At 51.1% G+C, this 16,453-nt stretch carries 14 protein-coding genes and 1 pseudogene; 9 read left to right on the top strand and 6 right to left on the bottom strand.

What is annotated here, in order from left to right:
- Window positions 1-5: 5 nt before the first annotated feature.
- The 3 genes and pseudogenes from EVJ20_RS03530 to EVJ20_RS03520 form a co-directional block, all read right to left on the bottom strand.
- A pseudogene (locus EVJ20_RS03530) lies at window positions 6-239 on the bottom strand (alpha/beta fold hydrolase); the annotation flags it as partial.
- Between the two features lie 100 nt (window positions 240-339).
- Window positions 340-915 (bottom strand): TetR/AcrR family transcriptional regulator, encoded by a 576-nt coding sequence (locus EVJ20_RS03525; RefSeq protein WP_131505047.1) that lies wholly within the window; start codon window positions 913-915, stop codon window positions 340-342.
- Between the two features lie 229 nt (window positions 916-1,144).
- A complete protein-coding gene (locus tag EVJ20_RS03520; RefSeq protein ID WP_016508713.1) occupies window positions 1,145-2,407 on the bottom strand; it encodes an NCS2 family permease in 1,263 nt (420 codons plus the stop codon).
- A gap of 777 nt (window positions 2,408-3,184) precedes the next feature.
- Here EVJ20_RS03520 and EVJ20_RS03515 point away from each other — a divergent pair.
- The 4 genes from EVJ20_RS03515 to EVJ20_RS15370 all read left to right on the top strand — a co-directional run bounded on the left by EVJ20_RS03515 (window position 3,185) and on the right by EVJ20_RS15370 (window position 5,578).
- Window positions 3,185-3,745, top strand: a complete 561-nt coding sequence (locus EVJ20_RS03515; RefSeq protein ID WP_131505046.1) for a VanZ family protein — start codon at window positions 3,185-3,187, stop codon at window positions 3,743-3,745.
- A gap of 19 nt (window positions 3,746-3,764) precedes the next feature.
- Window positions 3,765-4,445, top strand: coding sequence for a response regulator transcription factor (locus tag EVJ20_RS03510; RefSeq protein WP_131505045.1), 681 nt, complete (start codon window positions 3,765-3,767; stop codon window positions 4,443-4,445).
- 49 nt (window positions 4,446-4,494) lie between these two features.
- Entirely contained in the window at window positions 4,495-5,229 is a 735-nt protein-coding gene (locus EVJ20_RS03505; protein ID WP_161568084.1) for a sensor histidine kinase, read from the top strand.
- A 115-nt stretch (window positions 5,230-5,344) separates the two neighbouring features.
- Window positions 5,345-5,578 carry an ATP-binding protein gene (locus EVJ20_RS15370; protein ID WP_131507082.1) on the top strand — a complete coding sequence of 78 codons (234 nt, stop codon included), beginning with the start codon at window positions 5,345-5,347 and terminating at the stop codon, window positions 5,576-5,578.
- Between the two features lie 118 nt (window positions 5,579-5,696).
- Here the strand turns inward: EVJ20_RS15370 and EVJ20_RS03495 are convergent, their stop codons facing one another.
- Both EVJ20_RS03495 and EVJ20_RS03490 read right to left on the bottom strand, forming a co-directional pair.
- Entirely contained in the window at window positions 5,697-7,190 is a 1,494-nt protein-coding gene (locus tag EVJ20_RS03495) for a PH domain-containing protein (protein WP_131505043.1), read from the bottom strand.
- Entirely contained in the window at window positions 7,187-7,696 is a 510-nt protein-coding gene (locus tag EVJ20_RS03490) for a PH domain-containing protein (RefSeq protein ID WP_071397497.1), read from the bottom strand. Before EVJ20_RS03490 ends, EVJ20_RS03495 begins: the two co-directional genes overlap by 4 nt.
- 392 nt (window positions 7,697-8,088) lie before the next feature.
- Between EVJ20_RS03490 and EVJ20_RS03485 the strand changes: the two genes are divergently transcribed.
- The 3 genes from EVJ20_RS03485 to EVJ20_RS03475 are packed head-to-tail and all read left to right on the top strand — an operon-like array spanning window position 8,089 to window position 10,768.
- Complete coding sequence (locus EVJ20_RS03485; protein WP_131440669.1) at window positions 8,089-8,790, top strand: hypothetical protein; 702 nt, start codon at window positions 8,089-8,091, stop codon at window positions 8,788-8,790.
- Entirely contained in the window at window positions 8,790-9,716 is a 927-nt protein-coding gene (locus EVJ20_RS03480; protein ID WP_131440667.1) for an AAA family ATPase, read from the top strand. The genes EVJ20_RS03485 and EVJ20_RS03480 overlap by 1 nt, the downstream gene beginning before the upstream one ends.
- On the top strand, window positions 9,713-10,768 hold the full coding sequence (locus EVJ20_RS03475) for a DUF58 domain-containing protein (protein WP_131440665.1): 1,056 nt from the start codon (window positions 9,713-9,715) through the stop codon (window positions 10,766-10,768). The genes EVJ20_RS03480 and EVJ20_RS03475 overlap by 4 nt, the downstream gene beginning before the upstream one ends.
- Window positions 10,769-11,040: 272 nt before the next feature.
- Here the strand turns inward: EVJ20_RS03475 and EVJ20_RS03470 are convergent, their stop codons facing one another.
- Window positions 11,041-12,132 carry an FUSC family protein gene (locus EVJ20_RS03470; protein ID WP_071397493.1) on the bottom strand — a complete coding sequence of 364 codons (1,092 nt, stop codon included), beginning with the start codon at window positions 12,130-12,132 and terminating at the stop codon, window positions 11,041-11,043.
- Window positions 12,133-12,319: 187 nt separating this feature from the next.
- Between EVJ20_RS03470 and EVJ20_RS03465 the strand changes: the two genes are divergently transcribed.
- Both EVJ20_RS03465 and EVJ20_RS03460 read left to right on the top strand, forming a co-directional pair.
- Complete coding sequence (locus EVJ20_RS03465) at window positions 12,320-12,940, top strand: NAD(P)-dependent oxidoreductase (protein ID WP_131507080.1); 621 nt, start codon at window positions 12,320-12,322, stop codon at window positions 12,938-12,940.
- Window positions 12,941-12,956: 16 nt separating this feature from the next.
- Window positions 12,957-16,337 carry a dynamin family protein gene (locus EVJ20_RS03460; RefSeq protein ID WP_236636155.1) on the top strand — a complete coding sequence of 1,127 codons (3,381 nt, stop codon included), beginning with the start codon at window positions 12,957-12,959 and terminating at the stop codon, window positions 16,335-16,337.
- Window positions 16,338-16,453: the final 116 nt, after the last annotated feature.

Raw genomic sequence — 16,453 nt, 5'->3', positions numbered from 1 at the left:
GATGATCAAATCGCATCTGAATCGAGGAATAGGTTGACGTGTGCGGCAAATCGTTCGGGGAACTGGAACAGATGACCGTGTCCAGAATCCGGATAGACGATCAATTGTGCGTTCGGTATTTTTTCGGCCAAAATGTAACTGTTCTCAGTCGGCACCATGACATCTTTAATCCCATTCGTCACGAGGACCGGTTGTTCGATCGCATGTAGCCATGCATAGTCTTCGTCCGGCTTTTGTTGCGCCCATTTCGCAACGGCTTGTAACTGTGCACCCTAAGTATGATAAAAACCTGTTGACGTTTTTTAGAATGAACGTTCTAAAACAGGTAAAAAAAGAAAGTCAGTCCAACACGCTGAGTGCCAGCGCGATGATGCTTTCTAATTCTTTTTGCGTGTAGTTCGTTTTGATCAAGACACGAAGACCGATCAAGTTGTTGTGCAAGAAACGCGCCATCTGTTCCGAATCGATGTCGGTTGACAGCTCGCCACTGATTTTTCCTTGTTGAATCAACTCTTGGAACATGTCCTCGGTCCGATGGAACATCGTCGTCGCCATCCGGTCTACCTCTTGGTCCAAGAGCGACAATTCGACGGCTGCATTGACGGATAGGCACCCTTTTGGATAGGTTTCAGAAGACCTCAGAATGAATCGAAATACGTCCCCGATGGCTGACTTCACGGATTCATGTTGACGAATAATCGTCTCCATCTCATGCGTGATGAATTTTTCATACTCGCCGAGCGATGCTAAGAACAACGAGCGTTTGTCACCGAACGTGTCGTAAATGCTTCGTCGATGAATGCCCATGTGGTCGACCAAGTCTTGCATCGATGTTTTCTCATACCCTTGTTCCCAAAACAATTCCATCGCTTTCTTTAATACAATCGTTTCGTCAAACTCTTTACTTCTAGCCATCTCGATCCTCCTTCGGTCACCACACAGTTTTAGAATGAACGTTCTAACTACACCCTCACTATATCCTTTCTAGAACGATTAGTAAAGAATGAAGTTGATTACACGAAAGAAGAGGAGCATCATCCTCCCGGGACGACGCTCCTCTTCTCGTGATTATCTCTCCAATCGTTAGGAACAAGTTTCTACTGTCGATTGGAGAGCACATGCTGAACGGTCCCGTTCAGCATGTTTACAGCCAGACTGGTAAAGAAAAGAAAACCAAGAACAATACGGTCAAGACACCGACGACCGGACTGAGCGAGCGATAGCCCTTCTTGAACAAGACGATCATCGTGTAGGCGATGAAGCCGAGCCCGATGCCATCGACGATGGAGTACGTGAACGGGATCATGATAATGACGAGGATCGCCGGGAAGGCCTGCTCCCAATTGTCGAGTGGCAGATGCTTCACGTTCTGGAACATCATCATGCCGATGATGATCAAGACCGGTGCGATCGCCGTCACCGGAATGATCGCGAACAGCGGCAACAGCAAGAGCGAGACGACGTAAAGACCTGACGTCACGAACGACGAGATGCCGCCGCGTGCGCCGACCGAGATGCCGGCCGCGACCTCGACCGTCGAGACGGTCGGGCTCGAGCCGAACATGGCACCGGCCATCGTCGACAACCCTTGGGCGATCAAGCCTTTCGGGGCTTGATCGTCCTTGCCGATCGCCCGCGTCTGATTCTGGATCAGGCTGATGTTCTCGATCAACAAGACGAGCGTCAACACGCCGACCGCGATCAGGAAGATCGGTGATGTCGACTGCGCGAACGACACGTTGCCGAACACGGTACCGAACGACTCGAAGAACGGTGTGAGCGCGAACTCACCTGTCCAGTCGAGCGTGCCCGTGACAGCGCTCAAGCCGACACCGAACGCGATCGTCCAGAGGAAGCTGCTCGGTCCCATCTTCAAGAACAAAAGAATCGCAACGAATAGCGTCAGGAACGCGACCTGCACCGGTCGCTCCCCAAGGTCTCCGATGTGGAGCAGTGCCCCACCACCGCCCGAGACGATCCCTGCCGCTTCGAGCCCGATCAAGATGAGGAACAGGCCGAGTCCGACCGTCAGTCCGTCATGAATAATCGGCGGGAACGCGTTCGCGAGTTTCCTCGCCACTTTCGTCACCGTCATGAGGACGACAAGCGCCCCCGAGACGAGCGAGACGGCGAGCGCACTCTGCCAGCTCAGCCCCATCTGCAAGACGAGCGTGTACGTGAACAACGCATTGATGCCCATACCAGGTAGGAGCAACAACGGTAAGTTGAACAGTCCCGCGATGAACGTCCCGATGATGCTTGTCAAAATCGCTCCGACGAGCGCTCCCTCGAACGGGAGTCCGGCTTGTGTCAAGATTGCCGCATGTACGGCCGGGATGTATGCTGTCGCCAGAAAGTTCAGCACGCCCCCGTATGTTTCTGTTTTCCATTCTGTTTGTTTTGCCATAGGAATCAATCCTTTGTTGGCACCCTCACCCACCCATGTGGTTACACACGAGACTCATTATATCCTGTCTGACTTCAGACATGCAACACTATCGTAGTTCAATTCCACCTTTGGACCCAGTGTTGAGACGACTCCATCTAAAGGTTCATTTTATAAAATAAGAACAAGCGTTCTTATTTTCAGCATCTATTTTAGTCGGAATCTGCTATAATGAAGAGGCAGGTTAACACAGCAATAGTGGGGTCAGCCGCCAATTCCGCAATGGAGGAAGGCGGTGGTGCGGATGGAACAACTATGGACCTGGGTCGGCGATTACGTAATCGTCCCGATCCTCGCTCCGATCATTGTTCACTTGGTAATCTACCAATCATCCGATCGTGCAAAGTCTGAACGCACAAAAAAATGACCCCCTCGGCGCAATGAGATGGGTCACTTTCTGATTCACTAACCATTGTGGCGGCTGGGCCACTCTTAAAGTGGTAGCCTGTGAGCCAGAGGCCGGTGTATCGAGCACCGGTCTCTTTCTACTTGCATCATACCATATCTGTTCCCGGTTTTCAGTATTAGAAACACGAAAACGATGAATTTGACGTGACGAACAACCACTGGGTCACCCGATAACAATCCGAGTTCATTTCCTGGTCCATTGTTCAATAAACCTTGGGGTAAGGCGAGACGCTTTGCCTTTTTTTAGATTTCATTTATAACTCCTTTAAGAAATCTTTAGAACTGTCATCTACGATAAAGGCAGTTCAAATTCTTAGGAGGTTTACAACCATGTATAATCAAGATTATTCAATTATGTTCACAATCGAATCAAAGGTCGTCCTCATCCCGCTCGCGATTCTCGGATTGATCACGTTACTCGTCTGGTCGTTTCGTAAAAAGAATGTAAAAGTCGCACAAACGATTTTGCTTCTATCATTCGGGATATACTTATTAGGTGTCCTTCACTTCGTCTTTTTCCCGATTGACGTCAATTTAGGAAAATACGCGAACCAAGTCCCATGGTGGAGAACGATTAATTTCATTCCGGTTTTGACCATCGACTTGCATTCATTTTTGCTGAATATCGTGATGTTCCTCCCATTCGGCTGTTTTCTTCCATTTTTGAAACCGGCGATCACGACACAAGAAATACTTAAACGAGGGTTTCAGTTTAGTCTGATCCTTGAACTGACACAATTATTGGTGCGTACGACACTAGGCAGTGGACGAAGCACGGATGTGAATGATTTATTGGCGAATGCGCTTGGCGCACTCTTAGGCTTTCTACTCGTTCGCTTCGTCGTCCAATACGCTCCGTTCCGACGTTTGTATCAGAATTTCCAACTTTAATTCGCAAGGGAGTTTCGGCATGACAAAAATCTTGTTAGTGGATGACGATGTCCAAATCGCAGAACTGATTGATGTGTATCTAAAGAATGACGGGTATCACACGACGATGGCTACCGACGGGGAGATGGCGCTTGCTTTATTTAACCAAGAACCGTTTGACATAATTATTTTAGATTGGATGATGCCTCGGATGGATGGGCTTGAGTTTTGTAAGCGGGTGCGCCAGACGAGTCAGATCCCGATCCTCATGGTCAGTGCCAAAGTTGGTGATATGGATAAAATATTGGGATTGACGACGGGTGTAGATGACTACATCATCAAACCGTTCAACCCGCTCGAGTTGATGGCTCGTATTAAAGCATTACTACGCCGTTCCAATTACAATCGACCCAGTGAGTCCTCAAGCGTATTAGCAGGACCTTTTCTCATTGATCGAGCCAGCCACACCGTCACGATGCAAGAGCAGATGATTCGATTGACGGCACGTGAATTTGAGATTTTATATTTACTGGCGACACATAAAGGCCGGGTATATAGTTCAGAAGAGATTTTTGAGACTGTCTGGCAAGAGCACGGCGTCGGGACGAACCAGACCGTGATGGTTCACATCAGTAACATCCGTGAGAAATTACATTCCGTTGTGCCACATGAAGTCATCATTCATACGGTGTGGGGAGTGGGATATAAAATTGAGACATAATATATGGCGCGTCATAACGTTCATCCCCATGTGGAAACGTCTGCTATATGTGTTGATTACTTTTGGGGTCGCCACACTGAGCGGCGTTCTCTTACTGCCTGCCGTCTGGTACTTTGAGGAGTCTTCACGATTTGTGGAAAGTCTTGTCATCGTCCTTTCCTATTTCCGTGAAGGTGTGTTATTCCTGTTTTATAGTTTAATGGTCGCCGTTTGTTTCGTCTTGATCTATCAGTATGAGCATAAACGTTATTTACAGTTTCATATTGAGCGGATGACATCACTTGTGGAAGAACTCCACGCCAACTGTGATGCGGTTGAACAAGATGTCCCGCCAGAGCTAGACCGGTTGATGGCAACCGTCCGCAGCATCTCGAATAGTGCGGCAAAAGCAGAGTATGAATTGATTCAGGCAAATCGATTGAAGCACGAACTCGTGACGAACGTCGCGCACGATTTACGTTCCCCGCTCACGTCCATCACCGGCTACCTTGACTTGATTCATAGTGACCGTTACCGGGACGAGGTCGAATTGCGTCATTACATCCAAGTGATCCATGAGAACGCGAGCAATCTGAAAGGTTTGATTAACGATATCTTTGACTATACGTTTCTACAAAACGACCGCATCGTCCGACAAAAAAGCGAGGTCCATCTCGATGAATTGCTCAATCAGCTCATCACGCAGTCCCGATTACGTCTCTTAGAAGTTGAGATGGAAGCAAGATTCAGTTCTTCAGCCGAACGGCCCATCGTTGAAGGCGATGCGTTGAAGGCGATGCGTTGAAGCTCGTGCGCGTGTTCGAGAATATACTCGAGAATGCGATGCGTTATGGGCGTGACGGAACGGAACGTATATCGATACGTTCGTTGAAGATACGGATAGAGCGGTCTTCATCAAAATGACGAATTATGGGGAGGAGGCGATCCCCTCCCGTGATCTCCCCTTCGTGTTCGAACGATTTTTTCGAGTCGAAAAGTCACGAGCCCACTACACCGGCGGATCAGGTCTAGGTCTCGCCATCTCCAAGTCTATCGTCGATTTGCATGAGGGCGAAATTCATGTGAGCAGTCAACCGGGGGAAACGACGTTTACGATCGTGCTTCCCAAAGCCCCCACACAGTCCTCTTTATGAAAAACATCGCGCAAGCGCTCAGACGCGCCATACTTTTTTATTAGCTGTTCGAACTAAAAAGACGAACCACATCGCCTATTGCGACTTGGTTCGTCTTTTTAGTTTGTCTGAGTTGAGGTTAAACCGATGTTTTCATGTCTGCCTCTACTGTATAGCGTGAGAACCAGGCGAGCATGGCGTCCGCCTCTTGGCGCGGGATGTCCTCAATCGACTCGACGGATAAGAGACCGCCGCGCGTCGACAATTGGACGTTACATAATCCAAAGCGGCGTTGGAGCGGCGTCTGCGTCACTTCTACCCGTTCGATCCGAGGTTTATCAGTTAAAAACGAACGGACGTTGAACGCACCTGTCCGAAGCTCGATGAAGTCATCGTTCCGAGCATAGCGGGTCGTCATGTAGTTCAACACGCGGCCGCTAATGATGATGGCCCACAACAAGACGAGCCACCAGGCGTAATCGCGGAAGAAATAAAGGACGACGCCACTGATGATGAGACCGAACCAACTGATGCGCATCAACTTGATCCAAAGCGAACGTGTCGGCAGACGATGGAGCGTATCGGCCCATGTGAACTGATTGAAGTGTTCGTTCAGCACGGCCATCGCCTTGTTCCGTTTTACGAACGGAAGAATCGTCGACGACTCATCTTTTAACTCGTCCATCGTGCCCGCTGCGACGAGCTCGACACCGACGATATTGAACCAGCGCCGGATGAACGTTTCTTTGATGCGGATCGCTTGAATCTTCTCATACGGGATTTCTTTCGCTGAACGGTTCAAAAGTCCTTTCTCGACGCGGACCCGGTCACCTCTTCGTTCGAGGTGGAAGTTTCCATACTTCATGAAGTTGATGACAGTCCCGATGATTAAAGACATGATCAGAATCGTCAGGACAGATAATCCTAGCGCGATGAACGAGGCATGGACGACCCAGTCCTCGATTTGATTGAACGTTCCATCAAGGTTGATGAAGTCATCGATTGAGGACACGACTGTCGAAGCGACCGGGAAGATGGCGAATACCGACAGCGATGTCAGTGATGCGATGATGATCTCGCGTGTCGACAAGGCATAGAGCATGACGCCGGCCGGTTTTTCCGTCACGGCTTCGATTGCTTCGCCTTCGAGTGTCGGTTCGGTCTCGGTCTTGCGTTGCCGCGATTGGTCGAGGATGTCCTCTAACCGTTGCGCTTCCTGTGGGAGCACCCCGGCCAATTTGAACGAGGCGTCATCACTGTTCGCGTTCGTATCGAACGTCAACTCGACGACACTGAGCAGACGGTAAAGAAACGGGCTGTTCGAATGAACGCTCTGGATCTTATAGAGCGGGAGCGACTTCTCTTTTTTGATCCAGTTCCCGTCGATGATATACATCGTCTTGTCGTCCAAGGCGTAACGGAAATTGCGCCAGCCGAAGAACTTTTGGATCACGTCGAGCAAGAGGAAGAGCAAGATCCCGACGCGCAAGATGATGCCGAACGTCGTGCTCCAATCGTTATTGATCACAAATAGCAGTACGAGCGGGATGATAAATGACTTGATGACCTCTAATACACGTAACAGTAAAACGCGAGTCGGTAGACGATGCCAAGTGAGCGTCGCTTCCGTCATACGACATCCTCCTCTTCAATCCGGGCGTAGACCGCGATTTGTTCACGGAGCGTCTTCGCGAACGACTCTTCGATCGCATAGATCTCATGCGACCCGGCCGCGGTGCCAATCGTGATCGTCTGCAGACCATATTTCCGGAGCAACGGCCCTTGCTGGGCGTGGACGTATTGCACTTTCGTCATCGGGATCAACACGTCGTGTGTCGTGATGATGCCATGATGCAATCGTATCTCGAGCGGTTTTACGTCATACGTGAAGCGTTCTTGTTTCCACTTTTGGAACACGATGATGTCGATCGCGCTATAGATAAGATCGATGGCGAGCAAGGCGTACATCGTGTATTGAAGCCACGTCGGCCAGTCAAAATAGAGCGAGGCGACGACGAGACCGCCGGTGATGACGAGCCCGATCAAGTAAAAGATGGCGCTAGACAACCGGAACACGGTCCGTGCTTCGATCGGTAGTTTTCCGCTGAGTGATGCTGGTACTGTTTCTATGTCTGACATTGGTGTTTCCCCCTATCCGTTCGGACGCGTTGTCCGTCTCTCTTTTAGTATACGTCGTTTATTTGAAAAAAGTTTCACCTTGATACTGTGAAACTGTTCAACCTGTCCCAATCGAGGTCTGACTCGTCGGACCTGACGCGGATGTTCCAGAACTTCATCATATGCTGTAAATGAGTCTGCATTCGCTTCTCTCCGCATCGCTTAAGATTTCTTTATTATACGACGAATTAAAAAGTTGGTGGTTAACAGCCTCTAAATGTATTTAAATTCAATTATTGACATTATTTTTTTATAATGGAATATTTAAGTATAAATTAACTTACTCTACTGAACTCGTTTGAAAGATTGATTTATGCTTTTACCTTTTCGAAGAATAAAATGAAGGAGGGTTTATGCAGAAAAGAAGAATGTATTATTTCATCATATCGACCTTGATCATCGTCGCTTTAGTTAAGATCGGGGGCACTTTCCTATATGGAATGATTGTAGATCGTCCCACCCAACAAGACATGTCTGGGAAGCCAAGGTATATTGACGGTGAGCCGGCAACCTTTAAGGAAAAAACAGAGAATCTTGAGGACACTAATGATATACCGAAATGGCATAACCTTTTGTCGAAAGAACGCTTTGAGAAAAAAATTACCGGTGAGAATCAAAATACTGCTTCAGACGTCCTGAAATGGGCCGTTATAGCTTTCTTGATCATTTTATTTCTCAAGTACTACAAGCGAGTACGGGATTGGTGGGATAAGCGGCGCCGCAAAGCGACTCTGTCCTCAGATGACGAGAGACCATTATCAGCGCAAGCCAACATGAACACAGTGTCCACGACCACACCAACCGTTTTCTATGCCTCTGATACCGAACTTGGAAAACTACTCGTGGCGTTGAATGACGCCTTGAGCGACGCTCAAAAACGAAAACCACATGAGACCGTCTCAGAGTGGTTTGCACGCATTCGATTCGAACAATCTGTGAAACCTTATGCCGATGTGCGATATGGAGAACTGGACGTGATCGACGAGCGCTCACTTCATGACTTCAAAGTATCTGTCAGACAGTACATACAACACCATAAAGGAGAGAAATCTTGATGAACATTCGTGCGATGATCGATGAAATCAACCAAGTTTATTTGGGCAACCCGAAAGTGGTCGAACTGTGTGTGACGTCGCTGCTGGCGAACGGACATGTGCTCTTGGAAGATGTCCCTGGTACCGGGAAGACGATGCTGGCAAAGACATTGGCGACGAGTTTCCATGGCGACTTTTCAAGGATCCAGTTCACAGCCGACTTATTACCATCTGACATTATCGGTTCGGATTTTTTTAACCTGAAGACGCAAGAGTTTGAAAATAAGCAAGGCCCGATCTTCTCCAACATCGTGCTCATCGATGAAATCAACCGGGCCGTCCCACGTACGCAGTCCGCGTTGCTCGAAGCGATGGAAGAACGACAGGTGACGGTCGGGGGCAAGACATATCATCTACCTACCCCTTTCTTCGTCATCGCGACGCAAAATCCGATTGAATCATCCGGCACATTCTCTTTGCCTGATGCGCAGCTTGACCGCTTCATGATGTGTCTACATACAGGGTATCCGACTGAGGAATTCGAACTTCAATTGCTAGAGGAATCCGTCACCGAGACCCGTAAGACGGTTTTAGCGAATGTCGACTTCGAGCAACTCTTACAATATCGAGCAGATGCCATGAAAATTCACATCTCGAAAGACGTGTTACGTTATATCGTCTCGATCGCGACCGCGTCACGCAGTCACCGGAACGTTCAGACGGGAATCAGCCCCCGTGCGACGATTGCGCTCTCGAAAGCCGCGCAAAGTTATGCCTATATCCACAATCGTGACTATGTCACACCAGAGGACATCAAATTCTTGGCCCCATACGTTTTCGCTCATCGGTTGACACTGACGCTCGAAGGCGAGATCAAGTCCTCGAAGGCAATGGTTGTGGAAGAAATCTTGGAGTCCGTCCCGGTCCCGGTCGAGATGGGCATGTGACCGGGATGAACATCTCGACCAATGTATTCTTCTTGCTTGAGAAGCGCATCCAAATCGTCTTGTTTTCAGTGATGCTCATCTTATTGTTCGTGCCGTACCTCTCGATCCTTTCATTCGTTCTCGCTGTTTTTTTGGCGGCAAGTCTTTACATCGAGCGTTACACGAAACGATTGACTGCACAAATGGACGTCACCTGGAGGCAGTACGACTCGATTCTGTTCAAAGACGACAGGTGTAAGTTCACCCTCGACCTGACGAACGTGCACCTGTTAAACGAAATGAGCACGAAAACATATATACGTACGCCGAAGGATGGACATTACGTCGTGAATCTAGAGGGGCATACGGAATCCATCATCGAATTGGACGAGCTGCCGTCTGATTTCGTCTTCGAACTTACAGGTAATCGAAGGGGACCCATCGAAGTAGCTGAAATCTCCATCACGATTAGCTTGCCTCTATCGTTAGGGACGTTGACACTCTATTTGGCTCCCCCTTTACGTTGGACGGTCTATCCATCGATTTCAAGTACTCATGCGCAACGTATCCGGTCACACCTGAAGCTTGGTGAGCGCGTCTCTAAATATTCTCCAATTAAAGATCGGTTATTACAAATCTCCTCGAAGCCCTATGAGGATGAACCGTCCAGACAAATCGATTGGTATGCGACGGCGAAGAAGTCCACCTTGCAAACGAAACTGTACCAGCCGGTCAATCAAGATATGTTCACGGTGTACCTCGATTTGTCAGCTTCGAACGGGATCGGCCTACATCATAAGTTTGAGGAACTGATAGAGGATACGGCATTGGTCAGTCGGGAATTGATTGAAAGCGGCGGGAAAGTCGAGCTGTTTGTGAACCGATTAGATCAGAAAGGGCATGTCAACCACTTGAGCATCCAAGAAGGGGCGAAACAGCTTAAAAGTATCCTCGCGTTACTCTCCAGTCTATCGGAACAAGATCATTACATGGGTTCAACCCGGTTCTCCCCTTACGTGACGAAAATAAAAAATAAACAAGCTCAGCTCATAAAAATTGCATCAACTAACTGACTTTTTAAAAGCCAAGTTAGCTGATGCGTTTTTTTTATTCAAAAAGCAGTTCAACCAGCTGATTATGGTACATCTGTAACTTCACTAACGCTTTCTTTATGACATGGCTCATTTCAAACAAGAGATCGAGCGTTATGTCGACTCCTACTATCACCGTCGCATCAAAAAACGACAAAAAAACTGAGCCCGGTGGAATACCGGACCCAGGTTCTCGAAGTCGCCTGACAAATTATTTAGTGTCTAACTTTTTGGTTCAGTTCACGAGAGCGGTTTTAGTCTTCAAAGAACCACTTCTTGCGCGGTTCTACTTTCAAGTTGTCGCTATGCTTCTTCATCTCGGTGATGAGGTAGCGTTCGAGTTCGTTCATCGCCTTGACCCAGTTCGTCATCGCCGCGACGAGCGGGACGACGGTCAAGATGAGCTCTTCCTCTTCGTCGCGCATCTTCTCAATCATCAACTTCGCGAAGTCGAAGTTCTCGTGGATCAAGTCTTCCTCGCGGTCGATGATGTGTTCGTTCTCGAGCTCATACGCCGAGAACAAACGCTCATGCCGACGCAGCAAGTGCCGCATATGGCGCAATAGTTCTTCTTCGAGTTGTGGCGGCAGATGTTCGACCGTCAAATAATCGTCGTACAACTTGTCGAGCACGTGGATGGCGGCACTGTTCGTGTCGATCATCTTCGACTTGAGGACGGCCCGACGATAGATCGGCGTCTTCTTCTCGAGCCAGCGGTTGGCTTTGATCTCTTCTTCGAAATAATCATACGTCGTCTTCGAACCGCGATGTTTCTTTTTCGTCTCGTCGAGCGATTCGAACGACGAGCGGCCGCCTTCCGTCTCGGAGAACAAGCGGGCGATCCGGACCGCCATTTGAAAGACGGTCGTGATCTCGTCTTCGAGCTTCCGTTCATAGCGCGGCGGGAACAATAACGCGTTGACGAGCAGCGCGACGGTGATTCCCATCATGATGAGCAAGTAACGTTCGCCGGCGAACATCCAGATCGACAAGTCGGACTGGCTCGCCCCTTCCATGATCAAGATCGTCGTCAAGATGACGGTCCGCGTCGTCGACTCGAGGTTCAAGAAGAGCAGGATCGAGATGGCGATAATGATGACGACGCCGATCGCGATCGGTGTCGGGTTCGGTGTCAGCATCAACGAGAACACGGCCAGTAAGGCGCCGATCAAGTTCCCTTTCATCTCCTCTAAAAGCCGGACACCCGTCTGATATACCGACGGCAGTAAGGCGAGTGAGGCCGCGAGTGCCGGGACGACGATTTGTTCAAATTGAAACGCTTCGGCAATAAGTAACACCAGGGCGACAGAAATCCCGGTTTTGATCGTTCTAGCTCCAAATCTCATACGTTCTCGACACCGGAGTGTCTTCCCCCTTTGTACACGTCATGCAATTTTTTTAGCCGACTTCGGCGTGCGTGAAACATTTGCCCTTCGAACCGGTCGAAGTCAGGTCATTTTGCCCGATTCGAGAGCGCTTCCGTGGTATGATGGCGTTGGATATTTTCTTTAATCTTGATGGGGAGGGGTTTACTTGTCAACCATTGCTTTATTTGGAGGAAGCGGCCGCACGGGGATGCGGATGCTTGAACGATTACTGGAGGACGGACATCACGTCCGCCTATTAACGAGACGACCGCTTCAACCGAGGGACGGTCTTGACGTCATCATCGGCGACGCCACCGACCAGGAAGCCGTCATTGAAACGATACAACGTGCTGACGTCGTCATGTCAGCACTCGGCACCGACAAACAAAACGTCTTGTCGCACTTCACCCCGCTCGTCATCGCGGCGATGCAACAGGCAGGACTCAAACGCATCTTGATCGTCGGCACAGCCGGCATTTTACGGGCACACGACTCGGACAACTATCGCTTCGAGACGCGTGAGTCGAAACGGTCGATGACGACCGCAGCCGAGGACCACGCCCGAGCCTATGAGCTGTTCGAAGCATCCGACCTCGACTACACGATCGTCTGTCCGACGCAATTGATCGAAGGCAAATCTGTCGGTGAGATCGTCATCACGGCCGACGTGTTGGGCACGTTGAACTCAGGCCCGATCGCACGGGATGACGTCGCCGAGCTCGTGCTTCGCGCCTGGACAGACAGAACATACATCAGACACCGCGTCGGGATCACGACGGAATCATGATTAGGGGATGGGGATTATGAACGAACAACGCATGCGCCTGGCGCAATTGACTGACGTATTTGAAACACAAGACGAGACCGAGTCGGCCCGGCTCGCCCGGACCGCACTCCGGAAAGTGACGCGTGACGAGATTTGGATTGCCGTCTGCGGTCACTTCTCGGCCGGTAAATCGACGCTGCTCAACAACTGGCTCGGCGACGGGGTATTGCCGACGAGCCCGATCCCGACGAGCGCGAACATCGTCACGCTCCGTAATGGTGACGCAAGTGCCTCGGTCGCCGTCAATGACACGGACTGGATCCGACTCGGGACCGACGAGCTCGAGCACTTGGGCGACTACTGCAAAATCGAAGAGATCAAAGAAGTCGAATACGCGCTACCGCGCTTCCCGTTCGGAAGTGATGTCGTCTTGATGGACACACCAGGTATCGACTCGACCGATGAGCGTCACCGCCAAGCGACGGAACGGTCGCTCTTCCTCGCCGACCATTTGTTCTTCATGATGGACTACAATCACGTCCAATCGGAGCAAAACATTCAGTTGATGAAACAGTTCAGCGCCGAAGCCCGCCCCTACTCGATCATCATCAATCAGATCGACAAGCACGATGAGACGGAACTTCCGTTTTACGCGTTCAAACGCTCGCTCGAGACGGCGTTTATGCGTCATACCATCAATCCGGACGATATGTTCTACATCTCACTCCGCGAGCTCGACCACCCAGAGAACGAGGTCGTCCGGCTCCGGACCCACGTCCAAGCCGTCATCGAGACGGCCCGAGAGCAGAGTGAGGCGCGAGCAAATCTCCTCGTCGACACGTTGCTCGACCGATCTGTACGGTCAATCGAGACAGCGCTCGAACAGCTTCCGGTCGTCGAGAAGCAGACGGCGGAGATCCAATCCCGGCTCCAGCGACTCGAGAAGAAATCGACGTGGCTGCAGTCGTTCCGTCGTGAGTTCTTTAAACACCAGTCCCCGATTGTCGCCAGTGCGCCGATCATGAACTATGAGTTCCGTGAACTGTTGCGGGATTACCTGGAGAGTTGTGCACCTGAGTTCAAAGTCGGCCTGTTCTTCTCAAAAGAAAAGACGCGCCAGGAACGTGTGCGGCGTGAAGACGTCGCCGCCAAAGAGTTCAACCGATTGATTGATACGAACTTGCGGCCCCACTTGATCAAATACGCCGAGGACATCGTCCGTGACTTGAAGCTGCCAGAAGCGATCTTGTCTCGTCCCGACACATTGCCGTCCGCACCGAAGACGCTCATCAGCGAGCAAGTGAAGGCCGGGGCGTCACTCAGTGGCGACACGGTCCTCCAGTTCAGCCGTGACATCGAGTCTGCCCTCGCCGCTTGGGTGACGAAAGTGTCCGACCCGTGGGTCACCTCGGTCGAGACGTATCTCGAGGCTGAAGGAAAAAACCGGATCGACCAAATCAAGGCCGAGCAAGACGACTTATATGACATGCTCGATACGCTGGCGCTTCAACGCCGGCTTGCTGAAAAGCAAGCGCTGCTCTCTACTTACGCCACACGTGACATCTCGGAAGACCGGTTGGGCGACCTCGAGACCCGCCATTACGTAGAGGCCGGCCAGTTACCGAAAAAACAAGTCGAACACCAGCAACAAGAAGTTGCGTCGACCTCGCTTTTGGGCGATGATGTAACAGCTTTTTCATTTGATTTTTTGTATGAATATGCGGTATGTGAAATATTAGAGAAACATCCGTTATTCAAGTCACGCGTGAAGTCGTTGCGTCATAAGTTGGCCCGGGCCGAGTCCGAGCGTTACACGCTCGCCATCTTTGGTGCGTTCTCGTCCGGAAAGTCGTCGACGCTGAACGCGTTGCTCGGCGAAACGGTGCTCCCGACGTCGCCGAACCCGTTGACGGCCTCGATCACAAAGATCGTGCCCCCGAACGGTCAAGCCCATAAGAGCGCCTCGATCACGTTCAAGACACGCGACGAGCTCGAGGCGGAACTGAACGGCTACGGCGCTTCGCTTGAAGCGCTCAGCATCGACCACCCGTTCGTCAACGCCGTCAAGAACGCTCCCCTGTCCTATCTCGGCAGTGAGCAGTCGGTCGACTACGACACGTTCTGCTCGTTCGTCACCGAGGAAGAGAAGAGTTGCATCGTCAAGGAGATCGAGCTATATGTCGACTCCCCTTGGGCCGAGCGCGGTATCATCTTCGTCGACACGCCGGGCGCCGACTCCCAGTTCAACCGCCACAGCGAGGTACAGTTCGGCTATATGCGCGACGCCGACGCCGTCCTGTTCGTGACGTACTACAACCATGCCTTCACCGAGGCCGACCGCGAGCTCGTCATTCAGCTCGGGCGGGTCCAAGGGACGGGCGGCCATGACATGTTCTTCCTCGTCAACGCGTCCGATTTGGCGACCGATGACGCGGAACGCGATGCCGTGACCGATTACGTGTCGAACCAGTTGACGAAGCTCGGCGTCCGCAATCCGACCGTCCTGCCAATCTCAAGCCGGAACGCCATCCAAGGCAGAGACAATGGTTTCGACCGCTTCTCGGCCAAGCTCGAGCAGTTCGTCGACCATGACCTGCGCCAAGCGAACGCCGTCCGCATCAAAGACGAGACGAGCGCTCTCGTCACCGCGTTCGAGGACGTCTTACGCGAAGCCGAAGCAGATGCGACTGTTAAAGAAACACATCGCACACAACTCGAACAGTTGCGTGAGTCCGACAACCGATTAAGCGTCACGACGCTCGTCGACCCGTTCACGCGCGAAGTGAACGAACTGCTCGCCCACCTCGAGACGCGCTCCCTCTTCCGGCTCTCGGACTTCGTCAAGGAGACGTTCCATCCGGTCGAAGTCGACGGCTCGAAGGCGAGTCTCGAGCGCGCCCTGACACGCACGCTCGACAAGTATGCGTATGACATTCACCAAGAGCTGCAAGTGTTCCAATATCGGCTCGAGCGCTTCTTGAAGCAAGAGACAGAACGGTTGATCGAGCGTGAGACGCTCAAACTGCGCCCCGTCTTGCCGACGTTATCATACGAAGAAGACATCGACATCGACTGGCTCCGCGACGCCGTCGATCCGGTCACGTTCGAAGCGGACCCGTTCCGTCCCGTGTTGAAGCACTATAAGAACGCGAATCAATTCTTCGAAGCCGACGGTCGGACGAAGCTGCGCGACGACTTGAGCGCGCGCTTAAAAGCCGCCGTCCGGGAACAGCTCGAAGCAGTCGGTGCCGCTCAAGCCGAACGGACCGCTTCGCACTTACAATTGCTCGAGACGACGCTCAGCACTGCTTGGAACCGTGAAGTGAACGACCTCGTCGCCGGTGAGCTGAGCGTACTGACGGACGGGCAGTCGTTCGATGACATGAAACAGCGCCTCGATGCGCTCAGAAAGGATTGAACGCATGGGTTCATTACTGCTCGTCGGCCTGATCCCGGCCGTCATCATGACGGTCGCACTAGGTTTGTTTATCCGCCATTTGTATCTCAATAAAGAATCATAAAACAAGCCTCGAG

The organism is Exiguobacterium sp. SH0S1, from assembly GCF_004337165.1.
In the GTDB taxonomy this organism is placed as follows: Bacteria; Bacillota; Bacilli; order Exiguobacteriales; family Exiguobacteriaceae; genus Exiguobacterium; species Exiguobacterium aurantiacum_A.
The sequence above is the reverse complement of the archived record's forward strand: the minus strand, read 5'-3'. Positions and strand labels throughout refer to the sequence as shown.

What these genes read in the sequence shown, in the direction of transcription:
- EVJ20_RS03525 (WP_131505047.1), bottom strand. Translation starts at nt 915, where the DNA reads ATGGCTAGAAGTAAAGAGTTTGACGAAACGATTGTATTAAAGAAAGCG.
- EVJ20_RS03520 (WP_016508713.1), bottom strand. Translation starts at nt 2,407, where the DNA reads ATGGCAAAACAAACAGAATGGAAAACAGAAACATACGGGGGCGTGCTG.
- EVJ20_RS03515 (WP_131505046.1), top strand. Translation starts at nt 3,185, where the DNA reads ATGTATAATCAAGATTATTCAATTATGTTCACAATCGAATCAAAGGTC.
- EVJ20_RS03510 (WP_131505045.1), top strand. Translation starts at nt 3,765, where the DNA reads ATGACAAAAATCTTGTTAGTGGATGACGATGTCCAAATCGCAGAACTG.
- EVJ20_RS15370 (WP_131507082.1), top strand. Translation starts at nt 5,345, where the DNA reads ATGACGAATTATGGGGAGGAGGCGATCCCCTCCCGTGATCTCCCCTTC.
- EVJ20_RS03495 (WP_131505043.1), bottom strand. Translation starts at nt 7,190, where the DNA reads ATGACGGAAGCGACGCTCACTTGGCATCGTCTACCGACTCGCGTTTTA.
- EVJ20_RS03490 (WP_071397497.1), bottom strand. Translation starts at nt 7,696, where the DNA reads ATGTCAGACATAGAAACAGTACCAGCATCACTCAGCGGAAAACTACCG.
- EVJ20_RS03485 (WP_131440669.1), top strand. Translation starts at nt 8,089, where the DNA reads ATGCAGAAAAGAAGAATGTATTATTTCATCATATCGACCTTGATCATC.
- EVJ20_RS03480 (WP_131440667.1), top strand. Translation starts at nt 8,790, where the DNA reads ATGAACATTCGTGCGATGATCGATGAAATCAACCAAGTTTATTTGGGC.
- EVJ20_RS03470 (WP_071397493.1), bottom strand. Translation starts at nt 12,132, where the DNA reads ATGAGATTTGGAGCTAGAACGATCAAAACCGGGATTTCTGTCGCCCTG.
- EVJ20_RS03460 (WP_236636155.1), top strand. Translation starts at nt 12,957, where the DNA reads ATGAACGAACAACGCATGCGCCTGGCGCAATTGACTGACGTATTTGAA.